Source organism: Salipiger bermudensis, assembly GCF_017309175.1.
GTDB lineage: Bacteria > Pseudomonadota > Alphaproteobacteria > Rhodobacterales > Rhodobacteraceae > Salipiger > Salipiger bermudensis.
The window spans coordinates 34,200-49,037 of sequence record NZ_JAEKJV010000005.1; the positions used below are offsets into that span (position 1 = coordinate 34,200).

Genomic DNA, 14,838 nt, shown 5'->3' on the forward strand with positions numbered 1-14,838 from the left:
GGACACGGCAATCTTCAGAGGCGGCCCTCAGTGACTCGGTTCATTCTTTCCTTTTTCGGCGGCATCTTCAGCATCATCACGCTGGGGATCATGATGTTCGCGCTCACGGTGGGCGCGGTGATCTGGATCTATGGTCAGGACCTGCCCAGCCACGAGAGCCTGGCGCAGTACACCCCGCCGACGATCAGCCGGATCTACAGCCAGGAAGGCCGGATCATCGACGAGTTCGCGCAGGAGCGGCGGCTGTTCACCCCTGCTGACCAGATCCCCGACCTGGTGAAAGAGGCGTTCATCTCGGCCGAGGACAAGAACTTCTACACCCACCAGGGCTATGATCCGCGCGGCATTGCCGCGGCGGTGGTCGATGCAGTGAAATCCCGCGGCCGCGACGTGCGCGGTGCCTCGACCATCACCCAGCAGGTCATGAAGAACTTCCTTCTCGACGGCGACCGTCGCGCCGAGCGCAAGATCAAGGAGATCATCCTTGCCACCCGCGTCGAGCAGGCGCTGAGCAAGGAAAAGATCCTCGAGCTCTATCTCAACGAGATCTTTCTCGGCCAGAACTCCTACGGCGTGACCGCTGCGGCCCAGACCTATTTCAACAAGACCCTGTCAGAGCTCGAACCGCACGAGGCGGCGTTCCTCGCGTCGATGCCGAAGGCTCCGTCGGACTATCACCCGGTGCGCAACAAGGAGCGGCTTCTGCAGCGCCGCGACTACGTCCTGCGCGAGATGCATGACAACGGCTACCTCTCGGACGAGGTCTACGAGCAGGAGCGCGCGCAGCCACTGCGTTCGGTGCAGAACGGCGATTTCGAGCCCTACCAGCGCTCGCTGCCGCCGCGCGATTATTTCACCGACGAGATCCGCCGTCAGCTGACCCGCGACTTCGGCGAGGGCGAGTTCTTCTCGGGCGGTTTCAGCGTGCGCGCCACGCTCGATCCCGAGATGCAGACCAAGGCGGCGGAATCGCTGCGCATCTCGCTCGAGAACTATGACCGCAGCCTCGGCCGCTGGCGCGGCACCGGCAAGACCATTCCCGAGGAACAGCTGGGCTCGGAAGAGGCCTGGCGCGAGGCGCTGTCCAACACCTCTGTGGCGCGCGACATCGACCTCGAGAGCGAGTGGCTCCCGGCGGTGGTGCTCGAGGTCGGTGACAGCGCCATGCGCCTCGGCATCGAGGGCGTGGCGACCGATGACGCCCGCGGCACGTCGGTCCCGCGCGACGACATCTCGTGGGTCCGCGGCAGCTTCCGCGACAATTTCGAGCGCGGCGACGTGGTGCATGTGCGCGAGATGACCGCCGACAATGACGGCAGCTTCATCCGCTGGACGCTGCGGCAGGTGCCGCGGGTGCAGGGCGCCTTCATGGCGATGGACGTGCACACCGGCCGTGTGATCGCCATGCAGGGCGGCTTCTCGTACCAGGATTCGGTGTTCAACCGTGCCACCCAGGCGCAGCGCCAGCCGGGCTCGTCCTTCAAGCCCTTCGTCTACGCCTCGGCGCTCGACTCGGGCTATGCGCCCTCGACCATCGTGATCGACGCACCGATCGAGATCGACACCCCGCAGGGCGTGTGGCGTCCGAAGAACTCGTCCAACACCTATTACGGTCCGACCCCGCTGCGCACCGGCATCGAGCAGTCGCGGAACCTGATGACCATCCGTCTCGCACAGGAAATCGGCATGGACACGGTGGGCCGCTATGCCGAGAAGTTCGGCGTCTATGATCACCTGGGCCGCTTCCTGTCGAACGCGCTCGGTGCCGACGAGACCACGCTCTACAAGATGATCTCGGCCTATGCGATGTTCGCCAATGGTGGCGAGCGCGTCGAGCCGACGCTGGTCGACCGGGTGCAGGACCGCTACGGTCGCACGATCTACAACCATGAAAGCGCCAAGGGCAATGAGCGGGTCTGCATCGACTGCGCCGAGGACAGCCTGCCGCCGGGGGTGAGCCCCACGATCCGCAACAACCGCGAGCGCATCATGGATGCGGTCACCGCCTATCAGCTGACCTCGATGATGCAGGGCGTGGTCGAGCGCGGCACCGCCGCGCGGGTGGTCGATCTGGGTGTGCCCACCGCCGGCAAGACCGGCACCACCAACGACGCGAAGGACGTGTGGTTCATCGGCTTCACCTCGAACATCGTGGCGGGCTGCTACATCGGCTACGACAACCCCAGCCCGATGGGGCGTGGTGCCTACGGGGCCTCGATGTGCGGCCCGGTGTTCCAGCGCTTCATGACCGAGGCAGTGCAGAAATACGGTGGCGGTGCCTTCGACGTGCCCGAGGCTTGCGAGTTCATTAATATCGACCGTTTCTCGGGCGCTCGCCTCGGGCCGGATGCGTCGGGCCCCAACGTGGTGGCCGAGTGCTTCCGCCGTGGTCAGGAGCCGATGTTCGGGATCCAGCTCGATGGCGGCTGGGCGATGTCTGGCAATTTCGACCTGATCCAGCCCGATGGCAGCACCCGGGCGCGCGAAGTCACCACCTCGACCGGGCGCAAGGCGACCGTCGGACCGAAGGCGAGCTTCGGCACGCTGTCCTCGGGCGGGCTGTACTGAGCGCAAGGCGCGGTTTCCGCCCGCCTGCGCGGGCGGACAGGCTTGGGGGGCGCTGCCCCCCACGCGCGCCGGGCGCGCGTTCCCCCCGAGGTATTTTCGAACCAGAGAAGGGATGGGCGCCGGGACAGGCGGCGGGCGCGTTCGCGGGCTGGCCGAGTGGCTTGATGGGGTGGATCAGAGCCGGACTTGGGACGTGAAAAGCCCCGCCGGCGCGCGACGGGGCTTGGTCTTTTCTGGACGGAGGGGGCGGGCCTCAGGGCAGGTCGACCGCCTCCGGTGCCGCTTTCTCGAGCGGGGCGGGGGCGAAATGCGTCAGCATCTCGGCCCGGTCGACGGCCTCGCCCCTCACCACGCCTTTCGACAGCACCCAGTCGGCCTCGGCCACCAGCAGATCGGCGAGCGCGGTGTCGAGCTTGAGGCCGACATCGACATCCTGCCACATGGTGGCGAGCGCCTCGGGGCTCATTGCGCCCTGCATCGAGGCACTGACCGCCTCCATCGCCGCCGCCGGGTCGGCCTTCACATCGGCATCCGCCTTGGCCAGCGCGGCCATGAAGGCCTCGAGCGTTGCGGACCGGTCGCCGGTCATCTCGGGCGAGGCGGCGAGAATGTAGTGCACCTCGTAGCCGGGCACCCGCAGTTCGGCATAGTCGTCGCCGAGCGTGTTGGCGGCGGCGCCGTAGAAGGTCGGGAAGGGCACGATGGCATCGAGATCGCCGCGCGCCAGCGCCGGGACCAGATCCGGCGGTGCCGCGCCGACCACCTCGGCCTCGACACCGGCCTCGGCGAGGATCTCGTCGAGGTAGAAATTGACGTTGGTGCCGATGGTGGTGCCGATCTTCTTGCCGGCGAGCTCGGCTGGCGAGGCGACCGCGCCCGAGGCGGTGTTCACAATCACCCGGGAGCCGGTGAAGCGCGCGAGATCGCCGATCACGGCGAACTCCTGCCCGGTCAGGGCGCCGACCGCGGCCGGGAATTCCGCCATGAAGGTGACATCGACCTGACCGCCGATCATCGCCTCGAAGCCTTCGCGCCCGGTGCGGAAGGCGACGAACTCGATGTCGAGCCCCGCCTCTTCGAAATAGCCGTTCTGGATCGCCACGTCGACCTGAGGCGTCTGCGGGTTCGGGGTCCAGGCGAAGGTCAGCTCCTCGGCGCTTGCCGCAAGCGGAGCGAGCAGCGCGGCGGCCAGTGCCAGTTTGGAAAGGTGGGTCACGGTAAATCTCCCTTAGAGGCTGTCTGCGAGGTCTGTCTTGGGGTGAAGGAGGTCGAGGATCTCGTCCCGGATCTCCAGAAGGTCGCTTCCCGAGCGGCTGAAGGCGCGCGGGCGCTGCTGGGTCAGGTGGTAGTGGCGGATCAGCCGCCCCGGCGCCTGGCTCATGACCTGCACGTGGTCCGAGAGCAGAAGCGCCTCGTCCACGTCGTGGGTCACGAAGAGCACGGTGGCGCGGTGCTTGCGCCAGATATTGAGAAGAAGCTCGTGCATCACCAACCTGGTCTGCGCGTCGAGCGCGCCGAAGGGTTCGTCCATCAGCAACACCTTGGGCCCGACAGCGAAGGTGCGCGCGATGGCGACCCTCTGCTTCATGCCGCCCGAGAGCTGCTGCGGGTACTTGTCGGCATGGGCCTCGAGCCCGACCTCGGCGAGGGCGGCGCGGGCGCGGTCGATCTCTTCGCCCTGGGGCAGGCCGAACTGCTTGAGCCCGTAGCGCACGTTGTTGAGCGCGGTGAACCACGGGAACAGCGCGTATTGCTGGAAGATCACGCCAACCTCGGGGGAAGGGCCCGCGATTGGCTTGCCGTCGAGGCGCAGGCTGCCTTCGGAGGGTTTCACGAAGCCTGCGATGGCGTTCATCAGCGTGGACTTGCCGCAGCCCGAAGGCCCGATCAGCGCGGTGAAGGTGCCCGGCTCGAGCACGTGGGAGGTGCGCGAGAGCGCCGTCACCGGCCCCTGCCGCCCCTTGAAGCGGATCACCACGTCGTCGATCTCGACGCGGCCTTTCTGAGTGTCGGTCTTGTGAGTGTCGGTCATGAGATCTTCAGCCATCAGCCCTGCTCCCAGTGCACGAGTTTCTTGCCGATGGCGTGGACGATGAGGTCCGCCACCGCGCCGAGGATGCCGAGGATGATCAGCAGCGAGAACATCCGGTCGGTGCGCACGTATTGCCGTGCTTCCTGAAGCCGGAAGCCGATGCCCGACGAGGCGCCGGACAGTTCGGCCGCCACGAGGCTCAGGAAGGCCAGCGCCACGCCGAGCCGGATGCCGGCGAAGATGTGCGGCGCGGCGGCGGGCAGCACCACGGTGAGGAATTCGCGCATCCTCGAGGCCCCCAGCGAGCGCGAGGCGCGCAGGTAGGTTTCGGGGACGTATTCCATGCCGTGATGGGTGTTGAACCAGACCGTGAGGAACACGGTGTAGCTGACCACGAAGTATTTCGAGCCCTCTCCGATGCCGAACCAGACGATGGCCACCGGGACCAGCGCGATGGCCGGGATCGGGCGCAGCAGGTTGAGGAACGGGTTGAGCAGGGTCCGCACCAGCGCCACGCGGCCGGTGAGCAGACCCAGCGCCACGCCGAGCGTGGCACCGATGCCGAAGCCCACGCCGGCCCGGCCCAGCGATTTCGCGAGGTCTGTCTGCAGCGTGCCGTTCTGCCACATCTCGACCGTGGCGGACCAGACCGACCACGGCGCGGGAAAGATCGCCTCCTTGACCATGCCCGAGGCGCCCACCAGTGCCCAGATGCCGAGGATGAAGGCAAAGGAGATCAGCGGCAGCCCGGCCTTCGCGCCCCATTTCGCGCCTTGCGACAGGAAGGGGGCGATCCTTGGCGATGTGCGTCCTTTGGTCGGGTCTTCGCTCATGTCGGTCACAGCCATGTCACCTGCTCCGCGCTGTAGCGATGCGCCCGGAAGCAGCCATTGTGAGAGCCCTTGATGAACTGGTTCACCGGGGCAGGGTACTCGGCGAAGTCGGGGATCACGAATTCCCAGACGGTCTCGCCTGCCGGCGTCACCTCGAAGAGCCGGCCAAAGGCGCTCTCGCAGATCAGGGTGTTGCCGTTGGGCAGCCGCTCGGCGCTGCCCATGAAGGGCGAGAAGAAGCTCGGCGCGTTGGGGTCGGTGTAGCTCCATGTGACCTGCATGGTCGCGGGATCGAACTCCAGCGCACGCGAGAACGGGTTCGAGGAGCCCATGCGCAGGTTGCCGTTGTCGAAGACCAGCACCGTGCCGCCCTCCATCATGATCGGCGTGTGCTGCTGGGCGACGAGGTCGGCGCCCGCGTGCCAGACGATGCGGCCGCTCGCCTTCTCGACCGCGATCACGCCCGAGGTGGTGCGCAGGCTCATCAGGATCAGCCCGCTCTCGGTCTCGGACACACCGTTGATCATCGGCCAGTGGCGGCGGTCGAAGATCGGGTGAACCGGCAGGTCGGCGGGGTCGATGTGGTCCCAGATGCACCATTCCCAGACCACCTCGCCCTTGCGGTTCACCTGCCGCACGATGTCGGACTGGAAGATGCCGTCAGCGCCGTCCTTGCGCGGGTCGCCGCCGCAGATGCGCTTGGCAAGGTGCGCCGGGAGCTCGGCGGCCACGGTGTAGAGCAAGTCGCCATTGGGCAGCCACTGGGCGTCGTGGTGGTGGTAGATGTCTTCATGGCGCCAGACGATCTCGCCCTCGGGCGTCGCCTCGTAGAAATCGCCGCCATGCCAGAGATCCCATGCCGGGTAGAGTGCGGCCGAGGTGGCGTGGCTGCCGTTGTAGCCGAGATTGCCATTGGGCAGCAGTACCGCGTCGCGGCCCGGGCGCACCGGCATCTGCCACTGATGCGCGATGCGGCCTTCGACATCCACCATGTCGACCACGCCGCCGCCGGTCTGGCGGGCATAGAGCGTGTAGCCGCCGAAGCTCTTTTCCCGGTCGAGCGCGGTCAGCCCGAGCCGGCGCCGCTCCAGCGTCACGGCGCTGGCCTGTTCGGGGTCGAAAGTGCCTTTGGTCGTATCGAGCATTGCCGTCTCCATAAGTTGTAAAACGTTTTAATGCACTATTGCCTTGCGCTGGGTGTTGTTAAAACGTTTTAATGACTCAAAAGGCGCGATTTCTTGATGACGCCGCCCGAACGGGCGGAAACAAGCGTCTAGCGACGAAAAAACAGGCGGAGTTTGAATGGCGATGGGCGCAGACGGTCCCCGCAAACGGGCAACCATCAAGGACGTGGCGCAGGCGGCCGGGGTGTCTCCGGGCACGGTCTCCAACGCGCTCAGCGGGAAGCGGCGGGTCGATTCGGCGACGCAGGCGCGGATCACGGCGGCGATCGAGCGGCTGGGTTACGTGCCCAACCTCGCGGCACGGGGCATGCGCACCGGGCGGGCGGGCACCATCGCGATCTTCTCCTCGATGCCGACCGCCGTCGCCGCAGGCGCAGCCCGGCTCGGCTTCCTGATGGAGATCGCCGCCTCCGCCGCGATTGCCGCGCTCGAGAGCAACACCGCCCTGTTGCTGGTGCCGCCGATCGAGGATCCGGTTCGCGCGCTCTCCACCATCGCCTTCGATGGCGCGATCCTCGTGGAGCCCGAGACCGAGGATCCCTACCTGTCGCTGCTGGCGGCGCGCGGCGTGCCCACCATGGTCATCGGCCCTGCCACCGAGGACCAGCCCCTTGCGGTGCGGATCGACTACCGCCGGATGGCCGAAACACTGTTCGACCACCTGCACGATGTCGGCGCCCGGGATATCCTGCTGGTCGTGGGCCAGAGCGGACGGGCCTCGAACATTGCCTTTCGCGAGGTCTTCAGCCAGCGCAGCACGGCGCACGGTCTGCCGGGGCAGGAAATCGTCCTGCCGGAGGCCGAGGCGGAGCGCGGCGCGCAGGCGGCGCTGCGCGCGCACGTGGCCGAGTTCGGTGCCCCGGACGCGGTGCTCGTGCCCATCGACGCCATGGCCACCGGCGTCATGGCCGCACTGAGGGAGCTTGGGTTGACGGTGCCGGGCGATGTGCGCGTCGCGACCCGCTACGACGGCATCCGGGCGCGCAGCGAGAGCCCGGCGCTGACTTCGCTCGACCTGCATCTCGATCAGGTTGCCGAGCTTGCGGCCCGGGGCCTTGTCGGCGCGCTGGACACCGGCGCCGGCGCGATGGTCGTCGATGCACCCGAGCCGGACCTGCTGGTGCGGGGCTCGACGGTTTTGTCCTGACGCCCCTTGCCCGGGGGGCTTGGCAGGCCTTGCCCGCAAACGAGGGGAGGCGGGCGCTTGAAGGGGAGGCGGTGCTGGTTTATGTCCCCCTGACCACAGTTTTCCCGAAAAGAGACCGCCATGCGTGCCGAGACCCAGAAGACCGTCGAAAAGATCGAGAAGTCGCTCGACCTGCTTGGCCAGCGGCTCGACTGGGAGACCGCGCCGCACCGGCTCGAGGAATTCAACGCCCGCGTCGAGGATCCCAACCTCTGGGACGATCCGCAGGCGGCACAGAAGCTGATGCGCGACCGCCAGTTCCTCGTCGATGCGATGGAGACCTATACCTCGATCAAGCAGGAGCTGTCGGACAATGTCGAGCTGATCGAGCTTGGCGAGATGGAAGAGGATGATGAGGTCGTCTCCGAGGCCGAGGGCGCGCTCAAGGCACTGGCAGAGAAAGCCGGCCAGAAAGAGCTCGAGGCGCTGCTCGACGGCGAGGCCGATGGCAACGACACCTTCCTCGAGATCAATGCCGGCGCGGGCGGCACCGAGGCCTGCGACTGGGCCGCGATGCTGCAGCGGATGTACGTGCGCTGGGCCGAGAAGCGCGGCTACGAGGTCGAGCTGCAATCGGAGGAAGCGGGCGCCGAGGCGGGCATCAAGTCGGTGGCCTACAAGATTTCCGGCACCAACGCCTATGGCTGGCTGAAATCCGAGAGCGGCGTGCACCGGCTGGTTCGGATCTCGCCCTTCGGCAAGGGCACGCGCGAGACCTCTTTCGCGTCGGTCTGGGTCTACCCTGTGGTCGACGACAACATCGAGATCGACGTGAACCCGTCGGATATCCGGGTCGACACCTACCGCTCCTCGGGCGCCGGTGGCCAGCACGTGAACACCACCGACTCGGCGGTTCGGATCACCCACATGCCCACCGGCATCGTGGTGACCAGCTCGGAGAAGTCGCAGCACCAGAACCGCGACATCGCCATGAAGGCGCTGAAATCGCGGCTCTACCAGATGGAGCTTGACCGCCGTAACGCCGAGATCAACGCCCAGCACGAGGCCAAGGGCGATGCCGGCTGGGGCAACCAGATCCGCTCCTACGTGCTGCAGCCCTATCAGATGGTGAAGGACCTGCGCACCAGCCACGAGACCTCGGACACCCAAGGGGTGCTCGACGGTGATCTCGATCCGTTCATGGCGGCCACGCTGGCCCAAAAGGCGGCGGGCAAGAGCCGCGCCGACGCGCAGGCCGACTAAGGACGGATCGCGCCCCGCCCGGGCGCTTGCCGCGGTGTGGAGCGCTCGCTACTCTTGCCGGAAAACGGCCAGGGCAGGGCGATGGGCAACACGATCATGACAGCGACCGCGGGGGCGGCCGGGGCAGGGCGCCGCGGTCTGTGGCTGATGGCAGGCCTTGTGGCTCTGGCGCTGCTTTCCGGCTGCGCAGCGCCATGGCGCGCGGACTATCCAAGGCAGCACAGCGTGGCATTCGCCCAGAGCGCGGACACCCGGCTCGCGCGGCAGGTGCGGGCGCTTGGCGATCCGGGCGATGGACGCTCCGGCGTGGCGCTGGTGAGCGACGGTCCCACTGCGCTGTCGCTGCGGCTGGGACTGACAGGGCGTGCCGAGCGCAGCATCGACGCGCAGTATTACCTCCTGCATGATGATCCCTCCGGTCATCTCTTCGTCGGCCAGCTGATGCGCGCGGCGGATCGCGGCGTGCGCGTGCGGCTGCTGCTCGATGACATGGATGCGGCGGCCTATGACGACATCCTGACCGCGCTGGCTCGGCATCCGAACGTGCAGATCCGCCTGTTCAACCCGTTCCCGCGCGGGCTTGCGCGGCCGGTGGTGACCGCGCTCGAGTTCCTGCGGGTGAACCGGCGCATGCACAACAAGTCGATGACCTTCGACAATGTCGTCACGCTGGTCGGCGGGCGCAATATCGGGGATGAGTACTTCGCCGCCAAGGACGAGAGCAACTACAATGATCTCGACCTGCTGGCGGCGGGGCCGGTGGCCGCCGAGGTCTCGCGGCAGTTCGATGCCTACTGGAACAGCGACAAGGCGGTGCCGGTGGCGGCGGTCTCGGACGACGGGCTGTCGCTCGCGGCGGCGCGCGAGCGGCTCGGGCGCCGCATGCAGGCGGCGCTGCATACGCCCTACGGCGAAGCGCTTGAAGCAGGGCGGAAGGCGTTCCTTCCCGGGGCGGAGACCCGGCTCGACTGGGTTCCGGCGCGGGTGATCGCGGATCCGGTGGAGAAGTCGAGCCGACGGGCGCGCAGCAGCGACAGGGTTACCGGGCAGATCCTGCCCTACATCACCGGTGCGCAGGAGGAACTCTTCGTGTCCTCGGCCTATTTCGTGCCGCTCCGGCAGGGAGTCGACCTGCTTGGCGGCCTTGCGGATCGCGGGGTCGAGGTGACGGTGCTGACCAACTCGATGGACTCGACCGACGTGCTCTCGGTCTATGGACATTATGCGCTCTGGCGCAATGCGCTGCTTCGCCGCGACGTGGCGCTCTGGGAGCTTCGCGCCGACAGCGCGCGGCCCGACCGGGATCGGCTCGGACTGGGGGCGTCCCAGTCCTCTCTGCATACCAAGGCCTTCGCCATCGACCGGCGCCATCTGTTCGTGGGCTCGTTCAACTGGGATCCGCGCTCGGTCTGGATCAACACCGAGATGGGCATTCTGATCGACAGTCCCGCGCTGGCAACCGAAGCGACAGAGCTGTTCCGCAAGACACTCGTGGAAAACGCCTATCGTGTCACGCTGAACGACGAGGGTGACCTGCTCTGGGAAGAGCGGCGCGATGCCAGGACGCTGGTGCTGCACCGCGGCGAGCCCATCGACTCGCACTGGCGGGCGTTCATGAGCCGGCTTTACGCGCTCTTGCCGATCGGCGGGCAGCTCTGACCGTTTCTGGCACCGAAACTGCGGGCCTGTCCTCGCGCCCCGGCGGCACGTCTTCCGCGCGCAAAGATCTTGCGCGGGGCCACGGGTTCCGGGTTACACTCGGCTTCGGAGGAGAGGTCGTGCCAGAGGGAGGTTCGCGATGCCTGAGACGCCGCAGCATGGGGTGCCGCCGCTGGGAGAGGTCAGCTTCGCCACGCTGAAGGAAGCGCTGCGGCGCGGGGGCCTCGACATGATGCGTGCGCCGGGCTTTGCGCTGGTCTTCGCAGGCTTCTACGTGCTGGCCGGCCTGGCGATGAGCTGGATCACCTGGGCCACCGGGCAGAGCTACTGGCTGGTGCTGGCGGCGATCGGCTTCCCGCTGCTGGGGCCCTTCGCGGCCGTCGGGTTCTACGACGTGAGCCGCCGGCTCGAGCGCGGCCTGCCGATGGACTGGATGCAGATCTTCAGCGTCATCCTGCGCCAGTCGAAGCGTCAGCTGCCGTCGATCTGCGCGGTGATCGTGATCGTCTTCCTGTTCTGGTTCTTTCTCGCGCACATGATCTTTGCGCTGTTCCTCGGGCTTTCGGTGATGACCAACGTCTCATCGAGCTTCGACGTCTATCTGAGCATGGAAGGGCTGACGATGCTGGGTGTGGGGTCTGTGGTCGGGGCGGGCTTTGCGGCACTGCTCTACATGATCACCGTGTTGGCGCTGCCGCTGCTGCTCGACCGCGAGGTGGATTTCGTCACCGCGATGATCACCTCGTTCCAGTACGTCCAGGCCCACCCTGTGGTGATGTTCGCATGGGCGGCGTTCATCGCCGTGGCGACCTTCCTCGCGATGCTGCCGGCGTTTCTTGGCCTCTTCCTCGTGCTGCCGCTGCTCGGCCATGCCACCTGGCACCTCTACGACCTGATCAAGTCGGGCGCAGCCCCGGAGACGACCGGCGGCGCCGTGGCGGCCTGACGCGGACCCGCGTCGGCCTCAGACGAAGGGGTCGCCGATCCGCAGCTGCTTGCGGTGGAAGGTGGGAAGCTTGTCCTCGGTGACGTAGCCTGCGGTGCGGGCCGTCGCGAGCACCTGGTGCATGTCATGGCCGAGATACTCATAGACCAGCCGCGCGGCGCGGCGCGTGGTCGGGCTCTCGGGCGTGGTGCGCAGCGTGTAGCCGACCCAGTAGATCTTGGCGAGCGCCGGAATCCGCGCGAGGTAGTTGAACGAGCTCGTCACCGAGTCCCGCCGGCTCACGAGAATTGCCAGCCCTTCGGCCTGAGGCATGACCAATCCGCGGAATTCGCGGGTCGGCGCATCGGTTGACATGCCATGCATTTCCATCGCCGCTTTCGGCTCGAAACCGCGCAGGAAGGCGAAGTTGTCACGCCGCGAGATCTGTACCAGTCCCACGATGAAACTGTCGGGATCTGTAAAAGAGGCGCGGGAAAAACGGTAGAACCCCGACGGAAAGTCGGCCTCGTCGATCGGAATGACGACGCCGCCGCCCACGAAGTCCGAGATATAGGGGTGATGCAGCAGCCCTTTCGGGTCTCCGCCGAGTTCATCGACCGGTTCGAGCAGAATTCGGGCATCAACGCCGAAGAATTTGCAGATCCGGTGAAGAACATCTGGACGCGGGAAACTCTCCCCGGCAAGATACCGGTTAAATTGAGTGCGGTTGATGCCCAGGTCGCGGCATAGTTGCGAGACGGACGCCGCAGTTTGTCCAAGCTGACGCAGATTCGCGCCAAAGACGCTTCGTAATTCGGCCGGACTCCGCTGGTTCATGTGTCTATCTGTCTCGAGTTGTATCCGGATCGCCGCCAAGGGCCAGGAGATTGTGGCTAAACCTTGTCGTCAAATGGGCGAAAACACACACAAAATTCCCGATTGACGCCAAGTAGCGTCTAAGGTGACGCTGCTTCGCATCAACCTTTATCGAATTTGCCACAAATTGCAACCCGGAGACACGTTTCGCGGAATGTGATGTGACAGGGAAATGCTCCACCTTGTTTCACATCGAATTGTTGGGAACGTGAAAATGTCGCAGACGATGTACGGGGTTGTCCTCTGGGCGGACCACAAAGATCAGAAAGCTGTCATTTGGTGCGAGGATCACGGAGATCTCGCCCTCTATCACGACGCCGAGGCGAGCGTGCATGACGGAGTGTCGCTCGACGAAGGCGATCTCATCGAATTCGATCTCAAGCAGGAAGAGAACCTGCGCCTGGCTCAAAATCCCCGACGGCTGGCGCAGAATCACTATCCCGGTCTCGCTCAGGCACTGCGTCACGCCGATGCATCCCGAAACACCGGCCCGACGGTGCCAAATGAGACCGGGAACGTGATCCCTTTCCGGGGTCGCACTCCCGCTTATCCGACCGGACCGCTCCGCGCGATCCACGCAAGCTGATTTCCCGGCTTCCACTCACACCCACACTCACGCTGAAGCGCCCGGCCCCCGAAAGGCCGGGCGTTTCTACTTGTGCGCGTCGGGCGTGGCCGCAAAGAAAAGGCCCGGGACGCGCGTGCAAGCAGCGTCCCGGGCCGTGACTGGCGGGCGGAAAAGTGCGGTCAGTCAGTGCCGCGCGACAGCGCCGCGACACCGGTACGCGCCACCTGCACAAGGCCCAGCGGGCGCATCAGGTCGGCGAAGGCGTCAATCTTGTCGGGCGCGCCGGTGAGCTGGAAGATGAAGCTCTCCAGCGTCGAGTCGACCACCTGCGCGCGGAAGATATCGGCCAGGCGCAGCGCCTCGACCCGCTTGTCGCCGCTGCCATTGACCTTCATCAGCGCCAGCTCGCGCTCGACCGAGCTGCCCTCGGCGGTCAGGTCGTGCACGTCGCGCACCGAGACGATGCGCCCGAGCTGGGCCTTGATCTGCTCGATCACCTGCGGCGTGCCGGTGGTGACGATGGTGATGCGCGACAGGTGACCTTCGTGATCGACCTCGGCCACGGTCAGGCTGTCGATGTTGTAGCCCCGGCCCGAGAACAGGCCGATGACGCGGGCCAGCACGCCCGGCTCGTTCTCGACCAGCACGGTGATGGTGTGCGCCTCCTGCACGTCCGAGAAGGTCGGGCGCAGGTTGTAGGCCGAATGCTTGGACGAGCCTTTCTTGATCTGTAGCGCGGACATGGTCGTTCCTTTCTGGTCAGAACCCGGCAAGGCGCGGGTCGGCGAATTTGCGCAGCAGCGCGTTCAACAGGATCGGTCCCGCCAAGCCGATGGCGGTGCCGGAGACAAGGTGCAGCGTGGCGTCATCGCTGACGCGCTGCAGCGCCACACGGGTGGCGGCGGAAAAGATCGTGTGCGCGAGGAAGATCGGCATCGAAAGGACGCCGAGCCACGCGAGCAGCCGTCCCGGCGCGCTCTGCGCCGGAACCAGCCCCGCCAGTGCCGCGCACAGGCACAGGCTCAGGGCAATGGAGGCCGCTAGGTAGGGGCCAAGCCGCTCGGGCAGGTCCGGCACCGTCAGGCCGGCCATCTCGATCGCGGCGAAGAGCGCGACCGCGGCGAGGCCGGCGGCAAGGCCGATCCGCGGCAGCGGCAGGCGCGCCAGCCAGATCCCCAGCACGAACACCGCGGCGTGGATCGCGGCGGGGCTGAACAGCACGCCGAAATCGATGCCCGAGAACAGCACCAGCGCCAACACCGCGAGCAACAGGCCGAACCACGTCGCGGTGGGCAGCGGCGTCCGGGGCAGGGCGCAGACCGGCAGGGCGAGCGCGTGCAGGATGAACAGCGCCCAGAGGAACCACAGGTGGTTCTGCGGCGGCAGCGGCAGCACCATCAGAGCCTCGAGACCGACCGGCGAATTGGCGGCGGCTCCGGCAGCGATCTTGAAGCCGGCAAAGACATAGGTCCACAGAACCAGCGGCCAGAGCAGCCGCAGCACCCGGCTCTTGAGCGCCTCTCCCAGCCTCCGTCGTCGCGCCCAGCCCTCGAACGTGTAGCCCGAGAGCAGGAAGAACAGCGGCATGTGGAAGGTGTAGATCAGTTGCTCGACGGTCGCGATGGTGCCGGGATCGGACAGGATGCCCGATCCCGCGAGCCCCAGCCAGCAATGGCCGACCACCACGAGCACGATGCCCACGCCCTTGGCCTGGTCGAGCCAGGCCACCCGCGCTGCGGTGGGGGGGATGGGCGCATCGCTGCGCGCGGCGGTCGCGACCGGGCTCACCTTGGCCTCCCTCCGG

13 protein-coding genes are annotated in these 14,838 nt (G+C 66.6%); 6 read left to right on the forward strand and 7 right to left on the reverse strand.

Going from position 1 to position 14,838, the window contains the following annotated elements; genetic code table 11:
- The first annotated feature begins 30 nt into the window (after positions 1-30).
- Positions 31-2,568, forward strand: coding sequence for a penicillin-binding protein 1A (locus JF542_RS08185; RefSeq protein ID WP_007799304.1), 2,538 nt, complete (start codon positions 31-33; stop codon positions 2,566-2,568).
- 253 nt (positions 2,569-2,821) lie between these two features.
- Here the strand turns inward: JF542_RS08185 and JF542_RS08190 are convergent, their stop codons facing one another.
- The 4 genes from JF542_RS08190 to JF542_RS08205 are packed head-to-tail and all read right to left on the reverse strand — an operon-like array spanning position 2,822 to position 6,578.
- A complete protein-coding gene (locus JF542_RS08190) occupies positions 2,822-3,784 on the reverse strand; it encodes an ABC transporter substrate-binding protein (protein WP_207075485.1) in 963 nt (320 codons plus the stop codon).
- A 12-nt stretch (positions 3,785-3,796) separates the two neighbouring features.
- Complete coding sequence (locus tag JF542_RS08195; RefSeq protein WP_207075486.1) at positions 3,797-4,615, reverse strand: ABC transporter ATP-binding protein; 819 nt, start codon at positions 4,613-4,615, stop codon at positions 3,797-3,799.
- A complete protein-coding gene (locus JF542_RS08200) occupies positions 4,615-5,448 on the reverse strand; it encodes an ABC transporter permease (protein ID WP_207075487.1) in 834 nt (277 codons plus the stop codon). Before JF542_RS08200 ends, JF542_RS08195 begins: the two co-directional genes overlap by 1 nt.
- Entirely contained in the window at positions 5,439-6,578 is a 1,140-nt protein-coding gene (locus JF542_RS08205) for an aryl-sulfate sulfotransferase (protein WP_242533670.1), read from the reverse strand. The genes JF542_RS08200 and JF542_RS08205 overlap by 10 nt, the downstream gene beginning before the upstream one ends.
- Before the next feature lie 157 nt (positions 6,579-6,735).
- Between JF542_RS08205 and JF542_RS08210 the strand changes: the two genes are divergently transcribed.
- From JF542_RS08210 to JF542_RS08225, 4 genes are all read left to right on the forward strand, one after another.
- Positions 6,736-7,764: a LacI family DNA-binding transcriptional regulator gene (locus tag JF542_RS08210; protein ID WP_207075489.1), complete on the forward strand. Its 1,029-nt coding sequence runs from the start codon at positions 6,736-6,738 to the stop codon at positions 7,762-7,764.
- A gap of 120 nt (positions 7,765-7,884) precedes the next feature.
- On the forward strand, positions 7,885-9,006 hold the full coding sequence (gene prfB, locus JF542_RS08215; RefSeq protein ID WP_007799315.1) for a peptide chain release factor 2: 1,122 nt from the start codon (positions 7,885-7,887) through the stop codon (positions 9,004-9,006).
- 225 nt (positions 9,007-9,231) lie between these two features.
- Complete coding sequence (locus tag JF542_RS08220) at positions 9,232-10,665, forward strand: phospholipase D-like domain-containing protein (protein WP_207075490.1); 1,434 nt, start codon at positions 9,232-9,234, stop codon at positions 10,663-10,665.
- 139 nt (positions 10,666-10,804) lie between these two features.
- Positions 10,805-11,611 carry a DUF2189 domain-containing protein gene (locus JF542_RS08225; protein WP_007799318.1) on the forward strand — a complete coding sequence of 269 codons (807 nt, stop codon included), beginning with the start codon at positions 10,805-10,807 and terminating at the stop codon, positions 11,609-11,611.
- An 18-nt stretch (positions 11,612-11,629) separates the two neighbouring features.
- Here the strand turns inward: JF542_RS08225 and JF542_RS08230 are convergent, their stop codons facing one another.
- On the reverse strand, positions 11,630-12,427 hold the full coding sequence (locus JF542_RS08230) for a helix-turn-helix domain-containing protein (RefSeq protein ID WP_207075491.1): 798 nt from the start codon (positions 12,425-12,427) through the stop codon (positions 11,630-11,632).
- A 253-nt stretch (positions 12,428-12,680) separates the two neighbouring features.
- Here JF542_RS08230 and JF542_RS08235 point away from each other — a divergent pair, with 253 nt between their 5' ends.
- On the forward strand, positions 12,681-13,052 hold the full coding sequence (locus tag JF542_RS08235; protein ID WP_007799321.1) for a hypothetical protein: 372 nt from the start codon (positions 12,681-12,683) through the stop codon (positions 13,050-13,052).
- A 161-nt stretch (positions 13,053-13,213) separates the two neighbouring features.
- Here the strand turns inward: JF542_RS08235 and ilvN are convergent, their stop codons facing one another.
- Together ilvN and JF542_RS08245 are read right to left on the reverse strand one after the other, a co-directional pair.
- Positions 13,214-13,777 (reverse strand): acetolactate synthase small subunit, encoded by a 564-nt coding sequence (ilvN, locus tag JF542_RS08240; protein WP_007799323.1) that lies wholly within the window; start codon positions 13,775-13,777, stop codon positions 13,214-13,216.
- Positions 13,778-13,793: 16 nt separating this feature from the next.
- Complete coding sequence (locus JF542_RS08245) at positions 13,794-14,822, reverse strand: acyltransferase family protein (RefSeq protein ID WP_207075492.1); 1,029 nt, start codon at positions 14,820-14,822, stop codon at positions 13,794-13,796.
- Positions 14,823-14,838: the final 16 nt, after the last annotated feature.